Here is a 14,945-nt window from a genome sequence, read left to right as displayed (position 1 = left end):
CCTCATGCCCGTTGCCGGTATCAAGGCTGGTTCGTCCGTCCGCCGACAGAGGGCCAAAGGCGTTGCTCAGCCGCAACCTATTGAAGACGAACTGCGCGAACAGAACGAGCGTTTTTCGGCAGCGGTCGAGAACATGTCGCATGGCCTGTGCATGTTCGATGCCGATGAACGGATGATCATCTGCAACGGGAACTACATCAGTATCTTTCGCCTCGACGCCGAAGTGGTGCGGCCCGGCATCCGGTTTTTCGACATCCTCCAGCACAGCGTGGATATCGGCATCGCCTCGCAAAGCGCTGAGCAACTCTATGCTATCCGCAAGCCCTATATCGACCAGGCAAAACCTTCCACCTATGAGGAAACGCTTGCAGACGGGCGTATCGTCAACATTTCGCACCGGCCGCTGGCGTCAGGCGGTTGGGTATCGATCTACGAGGACATCACCGAGCAACGGCGCGCCGAGCAGGAGTTGAAGGAGCAGCACCGCCGTTTCGACGCGGCACTTGCCAACATGTCGCAAGGCCTTTTGATGTACGATGCGGATGGCAAGCTGATCGTGCGCAACGAACGTTTCCTGGAACTTTATCATGTCAGGCCGGCCGACTTCCCGCTTGGTATGAGCCACCGTGATGCGTTCAAGCGGCTGCTGGAACTGGGCATTTATACAAAGCTCGACCCCGACAGCGAAATCTCGCAAATCGAAGCCTGCCTGCGGGCGGGGAAAACACACGTAACGCATCGCCATCTCGCTGACGGCAGGACGCTGCTGGTTGCGCGCCGGCCGATGAGCGGCGGCGGCTGGGTCGCGACGTTCGACGACGTCACCGAGCGCAGGCGCGTGGAAGAGCGCATGACCCATCTTGCGCACCACGACACACTGACCAACCTGCCCAATCGCTCGATGCTTCGCGAACGGCTCGACCAAGCCCTGAGTGAGACGAGAGACGGATCGCTGGCGATATTCTCGCTCGACCTCGATCACTTCAAGGCGGTCAACGATAGCTGGGGCCACCCCGCCGGCGACTGGCTGCTGAAATGCGTGGCCGAACGGCTGCAACGGTGCCTGCGCAATGAAACGGACGTTGTCGCCCGCTTCGGCGGCGACGAATTCGTCATCATCCAGTTCAATCTCAAAAGCCCGGGCGACGCGGAAAAGCTGGCCAAACGCATCGTCGAGATCATCGGAAAGCCGTTTCGCGACAAAAGACACGACATGCGTGTCGGCATCAGTCTCGGCATTGCGCTGTTTCCGAATGACGGCAAGGACGCCGACACTTTGCTGAAAAATGCCGATATGGCGCTCTATCGGGCAAAGAGCGAAGGGCGCAACCTGTACCGCTTCTTCGAACCAGCCATGGACGCGATGGTGCGGGCACGCCGGGCGCTCGAAATCGATCTCAGGGCAGCGCTGTCGCGCCGGGAATTCGAGCTGGATTTCCAGCCGATCATGAACATCGCCTCCGGCGAAATCGTCGGTGCCGAAGCCTTGATGCGCTGGCGTTCGCCGGTGCGCGGCCTGGTACGGCCGGACGACTTCATTCCGGCCGCCGAGGAGACCGGGCTGATCGTGCCGCTTGGAGAATGGGCGCTGCGAAAAGCCTGCACGACCGCGGCAGGCTGGGCGGCTTGGCGCATCGCCGTCAATGTCTCCGCCGTACAGATCAAAAGCGGTACCTTTGCCCGCAGCGTTATCTCGGCCCTGGCGTTCTCGGGCGTGCCGGCCAACCGGCTTGAACTGGAAATCACCGAAACGGTGCTGATGGACGAGAGCGATCTGGTGCTCAAGACACTCAGGCAGCTACGCGATCTGGGCGTCCGCATCGCGCTGGATGATTTCGGCACCGGCTATTCGTCGCTGGGCTACCTCAGGCGCTTTCCCGTCGACAAGATCAAGATCGATCGCTCTTTCACCCGTGACATCGACAGTCGCGATACCGCGGCGATCGTGCGCACCATCATCGGGCTTGGCGCACAGCTGGGCATCACCGTCACCGCCGAAGGTGTCGAGACCGAAGCGCAGCTTGAATTCCTGCAAAAGGAGGGTTGTGTTGAGGCCCAAGGCTATTTGATCGGGGTGCCGTCAAAGGCGTCGGACATTAATCGGCTGCTGAAGTCGAGCGCGACGATCCGGCAGTCCGGCTAAGTGCGACAGTCTCGCGGAAGCGCGGGCAACCGGCTCCTTGAGATGACGCTCGATCCGTTCCTTGATAGGAGAAGGCGGCATTCAGGTGTGGCGAACCAGGAGGTTCCCAACGGGTCAGAGATGTCCGCTCAATGCCTCCACCATATCCTTGTTCGTCGCCACGGGAACGATCTCGAATTCGACCAGATCCGCCCATTCGATGACCCACCGCTGCAGGAGCGTGACGTCATCGGCCTCCACCAGCAGGAAGCAGCGGCTCATATCCGCTGCGATCCAGCTGTGGTGCACGAGAAGCGCGTCCGGCTTCAGGCGGCCCTGGTCGCGGAAACGGGGTAGATCTCCTTGCGGTCGCAGCCGCGAAAATCCTCGGTTACGAAGAACAGCATCTTTTTCCCCTCAGTTCGGATATTATCGCCCCGGCCGGTCCAGCCGCTCCAGGAACCACTGCGTCAGCCGCACCCAGACCTCGTCTTTTTCGCCGGAGTCTTCCCAGCCGTGGTCGAGGTTGGGGTTGTCGTTGACCTCGATGACGAAGACGCCGTCCCTGGTTTCCTTGAGGTCGACGCCGTAGAGGCCGTCGCCAATGCAGCGCGCCGCGCTCACCGCCGTCTCGACGACATGGGCCGGTGCTTCCTTCAGGGTGAACGTCTTGATGCCGCCCTGGTCGGGCTTGCCGTTGGCCTTATGATTGACGATCTGCCAATGTTTCTTGGCCATCAGATAATGGACGGCGAACAAGGGCTGGCCGCCGAGGACACCGACGCGCCAGTCATATTCCGTCGGAATGAATTTTTGCGCGATCAGGAGGTCGGAATCCTCCAGCCATTCGGTTGCGAGCGTCTTCAACTCTTCAAAGGTGCCGCATTTCTTGACGCCGCGCGAAAACGAGGAGTCCGGGATCTTCAGTACCAGCGGGAAGCCCAGCGTCTGTGCCGCAACTTCCAGGTCCGAAGGGCCGGCTATCATCACCGTCGGCGGCACCGGTACCTTGTTGTAGGTCATCAGCTCGTTGAGATAGACCTTGTTGGTGCAGCGGATCATCGACAGCGGATCGTCGATGACCGGCATGCCTTCCTGCTGGGCGCGGCGGGCAAAGCGGTAGGTATGATTGGAGATCGAGGTGGTCTCGCGGATGAACAGCGCATCGTAGTTGGCGAGCTTGGCCAGATCCCGCTTGGTGATCGGCTCGATTTCGACGCCCATCTTTTCAGCGATCTTGGCCCAGTGGCGCAGCGACGAAATCTCCGACGGCGGCAGTTCCTCATGCGGATCGACCAGCGTGGCGAAAGTGTAGCGCGCCGGCGTGCGGCCCTTGGTGTCGCGCCACTCGCGGTTGGTGTAGGTCTCCAGGCACTGGAGAAAGTGCGTTTCCTCGTCCTCGGTCATCCTGGCCAGGGGATGGAAGCCGATCTTGCGGATCGAGGCCCATTCGGCGCTGTCCCTGATGTGGACCTCGAGTGCCGGGGCACGGAACCAGTCGAACAGAAGTTTTGCGAAGCGGTCCCAGATCCTGGACGGTCCGATGCCGAAGAAGATGCAGACCTTCTGCGGGAAAGCGCCGCCCAGATCCTTGCGGCACTTGTTGAGTGCGAGTTCGAGTTCCGGCAACGCGTGCTCATAGAGCTTGCGTTCTGACAGGTCGATCATCGTTTCGACCGTCGGGATGACCTTATGGCCACGCGAACCCGCGAGCAGCGAGGCATAGTAGCCGCGGCTCTGATAGCCGTAATTGTTCGACAGGTTGATTACCTTCGGCCGCTGACCGCGAAAGAGTGCCGGATGGGCAAGGTAGTCGCGATTGGTGATGATCTTGTGCGGCGTCGCCACTTGGTCGAGATCGTTCTGCCGGCCGGTAAGGATGACCCAGGTCATTGGCTGTCGCGCTTTCCGAGAGTGATGGCGGCGCGCAATCCGTCGCGGCCGAATTGCGCCATGTTCATGAAGATGCCGTAAGGCACGGGAATGTTGGCAGCATCGAGGATCGTCTCCTGCCGCTCGTCCTCGACCCAAGGGTCGTGGATCAGGATATGATCGCCGTCGTCACCGATGGCCAATACCCAGTGCGGAACCTTCTTGCCGAACATCAGGAAGCCGCTGATCAGGACCAGTACCAGTTTTCCCTCTGCGATCGCGGTGCGAATGTCGTCAAGCCCGAATGAACGGTAATTCACCGGGATGCCGTAAAGTTCCGCGCGGCGGCGAAAGTCGACCTGCGCCAGCTCCATCACCCGGCGCTTGTCCTCGCTGCGCACCGACTGCAGGAACAGCGCGCCGTAGAAGGAGACATAGATCTCAGCAGCAAGCCCGCTCTCATAGCCGGCGACGGCCAGCCCGAACGGTTCGCAGCCGCCCGGCCCCGACATCATGAAAACGGTCGTCGCCTCACGCCACAGCCTGATTTCCATAACCGGATCCGGCACGAATCCGGGGTCGAAGTTAGCCATCGCCATCATCAGGCAGCATGGTCCGCAGGTGAATTCGCAAGTCTGCTGATAAAACGGCACTTCGGTGGCGACCGGAATGTCGCCGCGCAAGGTCTTTTCATAGCGCAGCGCAGTGGCGCCATCCTCGTAGTAGCCCGGTTCACGACCGATCTTGCGGTAGCCGCTCTGCTCGTAGATCTGGATGGCGCGCGGGTTGTCCTCGCGGACTTCCAAACGAAGCATCATGCGGCCATGCTCGAAAGCGGCGGCTTCAGCCTGTTCCAGCAGCAGGCGGCCAACGCCGCGGCCGCCGAAAAATGGACCGACGGCGATCGAATAAAGCCGCGCGACGCCGCTGCCCTTGCGAAACAGCACGACCGCATAGCCGGCGACGTGGCCATCGTTCTCGCCAACCAGCAGTTCGGCGGTGTCGCGTTCGATCAGTTGGCGAAAAGAGCGGCGAGAAATGCGGTCGCTCGAGAAAACAGCTTTTTCGATGGCGGCGAGGTCATCGACGTCGGACGCGCGGGCCTTGCGAATCTCGGCAGGCATGCGGGCTCAGAAAACCTCGATTGGGTTGTGGAAACTGCCCTAGTCTAAACATCGGTCACACCAGCCGAAGTGCCAGCATTCAGCAAGCGCTATCGCACCTCGATTAGGGCCGAATTGTGACAGTTTTCAAGGCAGGCAGGTCGCGCAAAGGCTTTGAAACGACCTTCGTGTTTCGGCATCGGCGCGGCTCCGGAAAAACGAGATCCTGCTCAGCTTTTCAAGCCCGCCAGAAGCTGGCCATAGGCGCTCTTGGCCACTGCGGCCAGCTGCTCGCGCGGCAGCGATCCGACGACGGCGCAGCCATAACCCTTGTCCAGCCAGTAGACGGCCTCAGGACCATCTTCTTCCCCATAAGTGCCCTTGGCCTTGGCTGCCGATTCGGCGATGACGAAGAGCGAAATGCGCTCGCCCTTGTCGTCCTCGTAAAGCAGCATCGCGGCCTTGCCCTGGCCGGCAGGCAGCAGCCGGCCACCGACCAGTTGGAAACCTTGCGCCGCCAGATCCGGTGCGACGAGCTTCAAACCCACCTGGTTCGACAACCAGCTCTGCAAATGATCCTTATCGCTTGCCGGCACTTCCACCGCATGCCGCTTTTCGGCGGCATAGATGACATGGGCGGCGATCGCCTCTTCGGCAAGCTGGTCTTCGGCCGTGTTTTCCAGGCCGAGGCGGCCGATGCCGGCAAGGTAGCCGCCAGCGCCGCCAATCACCAGGATGGCGGCAGCGGCGGCCGCAAGCCACCAACGCGAGCGCGATGGCGACACTCTGACCACCGGCGCCTCGCCAAGCACCACCTTGGTCAGCCGCACCGGGACGGGCTCGTCCAGCACGCCGTTAAAGGCTGCGCGCAACGCTGCCCGGTCGGCGGCGTAGCGTGCGCTCCTGGCCTTCATCTCGGCATTGGCCTCGAGCCATGCCTCATAGGCCGTCCGCTCATCGCCCGGCAACTCGCCATCGAGAGCCATGTGGATGTCGCGTTCGGAGAAATCGCGTCGGCTCATTTCTCGACGATCCTTATCGACCGGCGGCGCGCGGTATCATCAAGCAGCGCGCGCAGTTCCTCGCGCCCGCGCGCGATGCGCGACATCAAGGTGCCGGCGGGAACCCCAAGGATGTTGGCGGCTTCGGCGTAGGAAAACCCTTCGATGGCGACCATCACAAGTGCCGCGCGCCGGTCAGGGCTGATCGCCTGCAGCGCGTCGACGATCTCGCGCGAGGCGATGCTCTCGACCTGCTCGGCGGGTGCTGCCTGCGCCTCGCTCGCCTCGAGCGGCAGCATCGCTGCCTCGCCGCGCCGGTTCACCTTGCGCATCTGGTCGATGAACAAATGATGCATGATCGTAAACAGCCACCTCCTGGGGCTTTCTCCTGTCTGCCAATTGTCGAGCCGCACAAGTGCCCGCTCGAGACAATCCTGGACGAGATCGTCAGCGGAATCGCGGTCGCGCAACAGCGAGCGTGCATAGCGGCGCAGACGCGGTATTTCACCAAGGATTGCTGCCTTCTTTTCGTCCATGACCGCTGGTTCTGGAGGGCCCCTGTCCGTGATGATTGAACGCGCCTTTGCAGCGCGGCGCAAGCGGCCAGCGCGAAGCGGTCCGCCGCCCCGGTCACCCAAGCAAATGAATAACGCTGCCAGTGGCAGGTTTATTCCCGGCCAAATTGAAATCGTCAGCTATTGCTCGTCTCGAGCTTTGCTTTCGCGGCCCTTGTCAGCAGCCGCTGATAGAACAGGCCGATGCCGATGAGCACCGCGCCGAGGCCGATGAAGGACAGCGCCCGCAACACGCCTTCCAGTTCCGACATGTCGAAGATGAAGACTTTGAGCACGGCGATCGAGATCAGCGCCGCCGACGCTATGCGCAGCACCTGCGACTTCAGCCATACACCTGCGGTGAGCAGCACCACGCCGATGACCAGCCACAGTGCCGAATAAGTATAGGTCTCGAGCTGGCCGAGACCGCTCCACAGCCCGATGAACTCGCCCTTGAACAGGCGCCTGACCGACAGCGTGGCATAGGCGAAGCCGAGCACCGCCGCCACCATCGCCAGCATCTGCGCATACCATTTCGGTCGTTTGTCGCGGGCATAGAGCGCCAGTGCGCCTGCCGCAACCGCCGGCAAGAGGTAGGCGAGGAACAGAAGGTTAAATACCGGAATGCTGCCGGTCGATTCATCCGTCAGCAGCGGGTTCAGCGCCAGAAAATGCTGGAGGACGATGAACGCGACCGAGACCACGCCCGCTGCAATCGAGCCGTAGCGCAGCACCGAACTTGGCGAGCGCGTGTCGATGGCGACCAGGATGGCGCCGGCACCGATGGCGACCAGCGTGTAGATCGCCTGTTCGGCAAGCGTCGCAGCAGCCGTATCGATGACGCCGCCATGCATGGCATGGCGCACCAGCATGGCGACGGTGAGCAGGGCAAACAGCGCGGCGCCGGCCTCCATTGCGAGGCGCGGTCGGCCGTTGGTGGTTCGGGCAAGCTGCCAGGCGGCAAAACCGAAAGCGAGCGCCGGCACGCCATATCCAAGCAGCAGCCAGTTGAACACCGGCGTCTTCGACAGGAACTCGGCACCGACGATGGTCGGGTCGAAGGCAGCGCGACCAAGCACTGCAATCACCGCACCAACGGAAATCCAGCCAAGCACCGGATAGCTACGCCAGCGCGTCGCCAGCGCCGGCACGGCGGCGGCTGCTCCGAGCAGGATGGTTGTCCAGCCGGAACCAAAGGTCATGTGCAGCGTCAGCAGGCCGGCAATCGCCGCCCCGCCGAGCGCAAAGGAGACAGCAGCGCCGCCGGTCAGCGGCGGCGCTTCGCCGCGCGCTATCCACTCGCCGCCGGCGACGAAGACTCCGACCAAAACGGCTGCGACCGCCGCATAAGCAAGGTCTCGGTCGAGATTGCCGAAGGTAGACCAGAGCGCCAGCAGGATGACCAGTGGCGCGACAGCGCTCCAGGCCGCCCATGCGGCGGCGCGCAGCCAGCCAGAGGCCGCAAAACGGCGCGCCGCCCAAAAGCCGGCGCCGATGAAGACCAGGCCGAGAGCGATGCCGACCCTGAACATCAAGGCATCGGACGCCACGACCGGCATGCCGTCGACGCCGAGAGCTCCACCCGAAAAATCTGAAGCGATCGTGGTCGGCGGAATGATGCCGAGATAGACCAGTACCGTCGCCAGCCCGGCGGCGTGCAGCAGTGCAAGCGCCCGCGGCCGGTAGAGCGCCACCGCCACCAGGGCTGCGACAAGGGCGGCCCCCGGCAATGCACCGCGGATGGCGGCGAAGGCCGGATCGACAAACAGGGCCAGCGCCGAAAGGCCGACGAAGAAGCCCGGCGCGATCGACGGCCAGTCGAAGCCGCTGCCGGCGACCGCTTCGTCGCGGCGGCCAAGCCAGACGAAGGCGAGCACGGCCAGTGTCACCCCGTCGATAAAGAGGATGACGGCAAGGTTCGCCTCCGGCGCATCGGTCATGTAGAAGATGGTCCAGATCCCCGTAGCGACGAAGGCTGCGGCCATCAAAAGCCTCCAGTCGCGGATGCGGGCAATGACGCAGGTGGCGGCGAGCACGATCGCCAGATAGCCGAACAGCGCCCACGGATTGGGCGCCTGCGAGGCGACCAGCAGCGGCGTCACCATGGCACCGAGCAGGCCGACGCCGGCCAGCGCCTGACCGTGGACCAGGCTTGCCGCGATCGTCGCCACCCCGATGGCGCCGAGCAGCGCGAAAGCGAGCGTCGGGCCGATGAAGCCGTAAATGCTGTACGCGGCGTAGACGGTACCGAACAGGATGAAAGCGCCGGCCGCCGTCAGGATCGCCGGGATATAGGCACCGGCGGCACCTTGCACCGGCACCCTGAAGCCGGTGCGCCGGATGAACTCGCCGCCGGCGACCAGCACCAGCCCGAGTGCCGCCGCCATGACAAGCCGCACGCGTGGCCCGAAAATGCCGGCCTCGATGGTGTAGCGGATCAGAAACAAGCCACCCAGCGCCAGCGCGATGCCGCCGACCCAGACCGCCCAGCGGGTACCGAGCGCCGTTTCGACGTCGGACTGGCGAGCTGCCTTCGCCGCTGTCGCCTGTTGCGCCGACTCCGGCGCGGACGGCGCCGTTGTATCGGCATCGGCCTCTGTAGCTGACACGACCGCTGCGGTCCGTGGCGATACGGCCATGTCGCCTGCTGCCGCAAGCGGGATTGCGGCATCCGCCGGTTTGCTGTCGTTTGCAGCCGGTTCCTTGGCTTGCGGCGGCAGCGCAGGCGTGCCCGAAAGCACAAGGCTGCGCAAGGCGCCAAGCTCGCGCTCGATCAGGCCGATGCGGCTCTGCTGGCGTGAAATGATGACGAACAGCACGATGATGGCGACGAGGCCAATCAGGCCTTCAAACATGGCGGTTCCCCCAAACCAGGCCAGTTGTCACTGACATTCAATGTTCAGTGACATTCAAATGCGGCGGCCAAACGGCCGGTCCATTCAACGTGCCGCCAGATTGGCCGGAAAGATCGAGCATGTTTCGGTGCCGAAAGCCAGCAGCTTTGCCGTTGGCGTCCTTCAGCGCCGCTTCCGAAACCGTCAGCGTGCGGCCCTTGTGCACTACTTTGCCCTCGCACACCACCTCGCCCGTCCTTGGCGTGATCGGCCACGTCAAATTCACTTTGAACTCGGCCGTCGCATGGGCCTCGCCCACTTGCGAAGTGGTGCCAAGGCCGAGCGGCGAAACGTTTTCGGGATCAGGTTCAACTTCGCTCATCTGGTGGTTTCCCCGGTGGCGGTTTCCCCGGCGCTTGCCTTGCCGGATTCATGGCCGGGTGAATGATGCCTGCGCAAGGCGGCGAGAAACCCGGCGCGGGCGCCAGGAGGCTCGATGCCGCGCGGTTCGTAAACATGGCGGGTCAAAAAGAAGCCGGTCAGCCGGAAGGCGTCCTCGATCGCCGCCGGATCGGCGCGCAGCCCGGAGCCGCGCTGCAGGAAGGCAGGCAGCGCCAGCAACTTGTCGCGCCACGGCGCGCCCGCCGCCCGCGACACGGCGCGGCCGGATTTCGGCGAGACATAGGCAAGGTCCTGCCTAGTGCCGGTCGCCGCACACTGGCTGAGATCGAGGCCGAAACCGAGTTCGTCGAGTACCAGCAGCTCGAAGCGGGCCACCAGCTCGCCGGCGGCATCGGCATCGTCGAGATGAGCGATCATCACCGCAAGCGTCTCGTAAAGGCCGCCATGGGCGTCACGCTCAGGCAGAAGACGCAAATGCGCGGCCATCGTCTGCAGGCCATAGACGGCAACGGCGCTGTCCATCAGCCGGGCGGCGTTCATCTCGATAGCCTCGACCTGGAAGGTGCCGAGATGCTCGTCGAGCCGCGCCCGCCACAACAGGTCGACGCGATTGCCGGGCTGCAAGACAGGCTGCTGTTTGCGCGAACGGCCGCCGCGCACGAGACCGAGATGGCGGCCATGCGCGCGCGTCATCACCTCGAGAATGGCGCTGGTTTCGCCATGCTTGCGGGTGCCGAGAATGATTCCCTCGTCGCGCCATTCCATGACGAGAGCTTGTCACCGGTTGGATGGCGAAATCAAGATGAGCGACGTATCCGCCGCCAAACCAAAACGGCCCGTAGCGTATCGCTACGGGCCGTTTTTTGCGAGATCGTCGTTTGATCAGAACGAGCGCTGGAAGCGGAAGATGCCGCCGATCGCGTCGGCATCGTCGGCATCGAAATTGTCGTAATAATCGACTTCGGCGGTGATCGTGTAACCAGGAACGATGGTGTAGGCGACGTTGGCTGCAACGGCGAAGTCTTGGTCGTCGGTATAGGAGACCTGGGCGTTCAAAGAGGTCTTCTTGTTGACGGCATAGCTGCCGCCGCCCCAGACGGCAAAGTTGCCAGTCCACGGCTTGTAGAAGTTCTTCGCGACGTTGTCGTCGCTGCCGTAGCCCGCCATCACGAACAGGGTCAGGTCAGTAATCGGCTTGACGTCGAGGCGAGCTTTGCCGGCCCATTCTTCCGACGTGCTGTTATAGGCGCCGACCGCGGTGATCGCACCCCAGTCACCCTTGTATTTCACGCCGCCGACGACAAACGGAACGTAGCTGTCGATCGACTGGTCAGCGCCGGAGCCCGTTTCGACCGAGGCGACTGCCGTAAAGCCATTACCGCCGTCGAAGTAGTAACTGATCAGGTTGGTGTCCTTGGTGCCGTAAGGAATGATAGTGTCCTGGACGACGTTGCCGGCGTAGCCGATGAACGAATCATAGACAGTTTCATCCTTACCGACGCGGAAACCTCCAAGCTGGATCCAGGCGAAGTTCAGGGTAACCGCCTTGTTGTCCTGCACGCTGAAATCAACACCGCTCACGGTGCGTTTGGTATTGCCGAAGTTGAAACGGGTCTCGGTATAGGTCTTCAACGTGCCGAGCTCGGTTTCCTGGCCGGTCCACGTCTTCAAATTGAAGCGGGCATTCTTGTTCCAGGTCTGCTGCTCGTCACCGTCCAAAAGGTCGTGTGTCGTCGCGCCATCGAAAACGCGGCCGGCGTCGCCGAAGCTGGCGTCATAGCGGACATAGCCGCCGATGCGCAGGCAGGTCTCGGTGCCGGGAATGTAGAAGTAGCCGGCGCCGTAGACGTCGCAAATCTTGACGTATTCGGCGGGTTCCGGCTCGGCGACCACAACAGCGTCGGCGGCGCGCGCACCGGAGACCGCGACGAATGCCGCGGCTGAGCCGAGAAGAAGGCTCTTGATATTCATTTTCTGACCTCTCCAGTCAAAGTTAAAAATGGCTTTGGATTCATGGGTTGAACGGCTGAACGCCTCACCCACGTCGAAAAAGGCGCGCACCGTACCCCCTCTTCAGGCGGCGAACATACTCATCCGCATTCCAGTCTCAATGACGATTCCAAAAATAATCAATGTTTGCATAACAGAATAAATCCATGTTGCACAAATATCACTTCACATTTTCTTCACACTTGCCCCCCGGCACAAACGAGATACTGTCACAATTGTACAAAAATACACTTATGCCATTCGCCGGCAAATCGATCGGAATCCGACATACATTCCTTGTGCGTGTTCTTTTTTTAGAATAGACTTTTAGCGTTGGCAGCGAGATCAAGTCGACTTCGCCATCGCTGCGGTCTGTGCGGCAAGAACGACTTCCGCCACCAGATCCCGTTTGAGCAGTTCAATGGGAATACGTCTGCCGAGGCCGGGCGCGGGGCCAATCAGCCACGACCAGGCATGCCGTGGATCGGGCATCGCGGATAGCACTTCCTTGATACCCGGCGCCGGCCTGCCGTCGATGAACTGGGCCAGGGGAAATACATGTTTGCGGCCACCGGTGCGCAACGCAACGACCGTGCCGCTCCGCTGCCAGCGATGCAGGGTCGAGCGCGATATGCCGAGATTTTGCTGCAGGAACGTCGACCCGGCGACCCGACCGGCCCAGTCCTCGACCCGCATCGCGTCGAGGTCGCCCGTTCCGGCCAGGCGTTGGATGTCTGCCCCTCGACCTTCGTGCGCCGTCGACAGATGCGTCCGGGCACGGCGTTCCGCAGCTTCGGCTGCCAATATCCGCACGAAACGCGACGCCATGCCGGGTAATCTTTCCTGCATGGTGTCGATCGCACTGATGTCAGTCGGCGCAAGCAAAGCGACGGCGGCGGCAACGGCGCCGGCGACCCTGCCCGCTGCAACGACCGCATCGCTGTTCGTCACGTTGCCTTGCCGCGCCAGCACGCGCTCGATCTCAACAGCGACGGCGTTTGCAAACTCGATCTGACGGATGGGGTCGATGCGATTCCAAGTCCCGGTCATGTCCTGATCTGGCTGTTTGCCTGCCGGTTCCGGTTTGCTCGGAGGCGGGTCTTTCGCACAGCCTATAGGTAGGGTGTATGACGGAGAGACGACAAACGGGAACCACGCACGGTCGCAGTATCGGCAGGAGTTCCATTCGATCCACTGGCCGATTTTGCATGAAATATCGCAAATTTTTCAGAACCCGCTCAGGATTTCCCGTCGCGCCGGTACCAATAAGGAACGGGTCGACCCGACATGGCCGGCGCATGGTCTCCCGGAATGATTCGGTCGGCTGTTCAATATGCAAGTCGACCGATCGGGCAGCCCGGCGACCGCTCAGAAACCTGAGGCGGCCAACCGGCCGCTCTGCGGATCGCCCAAACAGGCTCAGTGCGGAAATTCGAGCCCCATTTCGCGGTAGCGCTCGGGGTCGTCACCCCAGTTCTCACGCACCTTGACGAACAGGAAGAGGTGCACCTTCTGTTCGAGTACGCCAGCTATTTCCATGCGTGCCGCCTGGCCGATGGCGCGGATCGTCTCGCCCTTATGGCCGAGCACGATCTTCTTCTGGCTGTCGCGCTCGACATAGATGGTCTGGTCGATGCGCACCGAGCCGTCCTTCTTCTCTTCCCATTTCTCCGTCTCGACATGGGAGGAATAGGGCAGTTCCTGATGCAGCCTGAGATAGAGCTTTTCGCGGGTGATCTCGGCGGCGAGCTGGCGCATCGGCAGGTCGGAGATCTGGTCTTCCGGGTAGTACCAGGGTCCGGCCGGCAGGGTCTCGGCGAGATAGTCGAGCAGGTCCTTGCAGCCGGATCCGGTCAGCGCCGAAACCATGAAGGTGCGCTTGAACGGCACCCTTTCGTTGGCTGCAGCCGACAATGCCAGCAGCGTCTCGTGCTTGACCCGATCGACTTTGTTGAGGATCAACACCATCGGCTGCCGAACATCCTTCAGCCGCTCGAGGATGGCGTCGGCATCGCCCCGGATGCCGCGCTCGGCGTCGATCAAGAGCAGCACGATATCGGCGTCCTTGGCGCCGCCCCACGCGGTCGTCACCATCGCCGTGTCCAGCCGGCGCTTCGGCTTGAATATGCCCGGCGTGTCGACGAAGACGATCTGCGCGTTGTTGTGGGTGGCAATGCCGCGCACGATCGCACGGGTGGTCTGCACCTTGTGCGTCACAATTGACACCTTGGCGCCGACCAATTGGTTGACCAGCGTCGATTTCCCCGCATTGGGCGCGCCGATCAGCGCGACGAAGCCGGAGCGGGTAGCGGGAGCTTCTGTTGCCGGAGCTTCGGTGGCGGTCATGCGGCACTCCCTTGATCGAGCCAGACGCCTTCCCGCTGCAGAAGTGCCGCGGCTGCAGCCTGCTCCGCCTCGCGCTTGGAGCGCCCGCTGCCGGTCGCCGGCGGATAGGCGCCGACCTTGACACTGACGGTGAACAGCGGATCGTGGTCCGGTCCCTCGCGGCTGTCGATTATGTAAACCGGCACTGCGCCTGCCGCCTGATGCGCCCATTCCTGGAGTTCGGTTTTCGCATCGCGACGGGCGGCGTCAATGGCTTGCGAGCGCGGCTGCCAGTATCTGTGGATGAAGGCACGGGCCGCTTCCAACCCTCCGTCGAGATAGAGCACGGCGATCAGCGATTCCAATGCATCGGCGCGCAGATTGACGCGCTTGCGCCCGTCGAGGCCGCGTACGTCCGAACCGGCGCGAACAAGTTCCGGCAGGCCGATCTCCTCGGCAATTTCCGCCAGGGCTTCAGCGTTGACCAGAGCGTTCAATCTCAGCGACAGCTCACCCTCGGCGGCGTCGGGAAATGCCGCCAGCAGCATATCGGCAACGACAAGGCCGAGAACGCGGTCGCCCAGGAATTCGAAACGTTCGTAGTCGATGCCGGCGTGACTGCCGCGAGCGCTGGCATGGGTCAGCGCCCGCTGCAGGCGCTGATGGTCGCCAAAACTGTGGCCGGTGCGCTCCCTGAGCGCCTCGGCGAGCCCATCGGCGGTCAGCCGTTTCGTCGCCGCCAT

At 62.5% G+C, this 14,945-nt stretch carries 13 protein-coding genes; 1 reads left to right on the top strand and 12 read right to left on the bottom strand.

The window, feature by feature from the left end; genetic code table 11:
• Positions 1–4 precede the first annotated feature (4 nt).
• Complete coding sequence (locus NKH28_RS17455; protein ID WP_352471057.1) at positions 5–2,143, top strand: putative bifunctional diguanylate cyclase/phosphodiesterase; 2,139 nt, start codon at positions 5–7, stop codon at positions 2,141–2,143.
• A gap of 114 nt (positions 2,144–2,257) precedes the next feature.
• Here NKH28_RS17455 and NKH28_RS17450 read toward each other — a convergent pair whose 3' ends face one another.
• The 12 genes from NKH28_RS17450 to rnc all read right to left on the bottom strand — a co-directional run bounded on the left by NKH28_RS17450 (position 2,258) and on the right by rnc (position 14,945).
• A complete protein-coding gene (locus tag NKH28_RS17450; protein WP_245274738.1) occupies positions 2,258–2,431 on the bottom strand; it encodes a DUF3303 domain-containing protein in 174 nt (57 codons plus the stop codon).
• A 120-nt stretch (positions 2,432–2,551) separates the two neighbouring features.
• Positions 2,552–4,015: a RimK family ATP-grasp domain-containing protein gene (locus NKH28_RS17445; protein ID WP_352979810.1), complete on the bottom strand. Its 1,464-nt coding sequence runs from the start codon at positions 4,013–4,015 to the stop codon at positions 2,552–2,554.
• The gene (locus NKH28_RS17440; protein WP_352833224.1) at positions 4,012–5,118 is read right to left on the bottom strand and encodes a peptidase C39 family protein; all 1,107 of its coding nucleotides are present in this window, start codon (positions 5,116–5,118) and stop codon (positions 4,012–4,014) included. The genes NKH28_RS17445 and NKH28_RS17440 overlap by 4 nt, the downstream gene beginning before the upstream one ends.
• 209 nt (positions 5,119–5,327) lie before the next feature.
• Positions 5,328–6,119 (bottom strand): anti-sigma factor family protein, encoded by a 792-nt coding sequence (locus tag NKH28_RS17435; protein ID WP_352471054.1) that lies wholly within the window; start codon positions 6,117–6,119, stop codon positions 5,328–5,330.
• Entirely contained in the window at positions 6,116–6,634 is a 519-nt protein-coding gene (locus tag NKH28_RS17430; RefSeq protein ID WP_023719875.1) for a sigma-70 family RNA polymerase sigma factor, read from the bottom strand. Before NKH28_RS17430 ends, NKH28_RS17435 begins: the two co-directional genes overlap by 4 nt.
• A gap of 155 nt (positions 6,635–6,789) precedes the next feature.
• On the bottom strand, positions 6,790–9,507 hold the full coding sequence (locus NKH28_RS17425) for a DUF2339 domain-containing protein (protein ID WP_352979808.1): 2,718 nt from the start codon (positions 9,505–9,507) through the stop codon (positions 6,790–6,792).
• 37 nt (positions 9,508–9,544) lie between these two features.
• Positions 9,545–9,868: a hotdog family protein gene (locus tag NKH28_RS17420; protein WP_352979806.1), complete on the bottom strand. Its 324-nt coding sequence runs from the start codon at positions 9,866–9,868 to the stop codon at positions 9,545–9,547.
• Positions 9,865–10,653, bottom strand: a complete 789-nt coding sequence (recO, locus tag NKH28_RS17415; RefSeq protein ID WP_352979804.1) for a DNA repair protein RecO — start codon at positions 10,651–10,653, stop codon at positions 9,865–9,867. The genes NKH28_RS17420 and recO overlap by 4 nt, the downstream gene beginning before the upstream one ends.
• Before the next feature lie 117 nt (positions 10,654–10,770).
• Positions 10,771–11,859, bottom strand: coding sequence for a porin (locus NKH28_RS17410; RefSeq protein ID WP_352540773.1), 1,089 nt, complete (start codon positions 11,857–11,859; stop codon positions 10,771–10,773).
• A gap of 363 nt (positions 11,860–12,222) precedes the next feature.
• A complete protein-coding gene (locus tag NKH28_RS17405) occupies positions 12,223–12,927 on the bottom strand; it encodes an antitoxin Xre/MbcA/ParS-like domain-containing protein (RefSeq protein ID WP_502906633.1) in 705 nt (234 codons plus the stop codon).
• A 369-nt stretch (positions 12,928–13,296) separates the two neighbouring features.
• Positions 13,297–14,223, bottom strand: a complete 927-nt coding sequence (era, locus tag NKH28_RS17400; RefSeq protein ID WP_352501817.1) for a GTPase Era — start codon at positions 14,221–14,223, stop codon at positions 13,297–13,299.
• Entirely contained in the window at positions 14,220–14,945 is a 726-nt protein-coding gene (gene rnc / locus NKH28_RS17395; protein WP_352833209.1) for a ribonuclease III, read from the bottom strand. The genes era and rnc overlap by 4 nt, the downstream gene beginning before the upstream one ends.

Source organism: Mesorhizobium sp. M1227 (assembly GCF_040318315.1).
In the GTDB taxonomy this organism is placed as follows: domain Bacteria; phylum Pseudomonadota; class Alphaproteobacteria; order Rhizobiales; family Rhizobiaceae; genus Mesorhizobium.
This window is presented reverse-complemented; position numbering and strand designations above follow the sequence as displayed.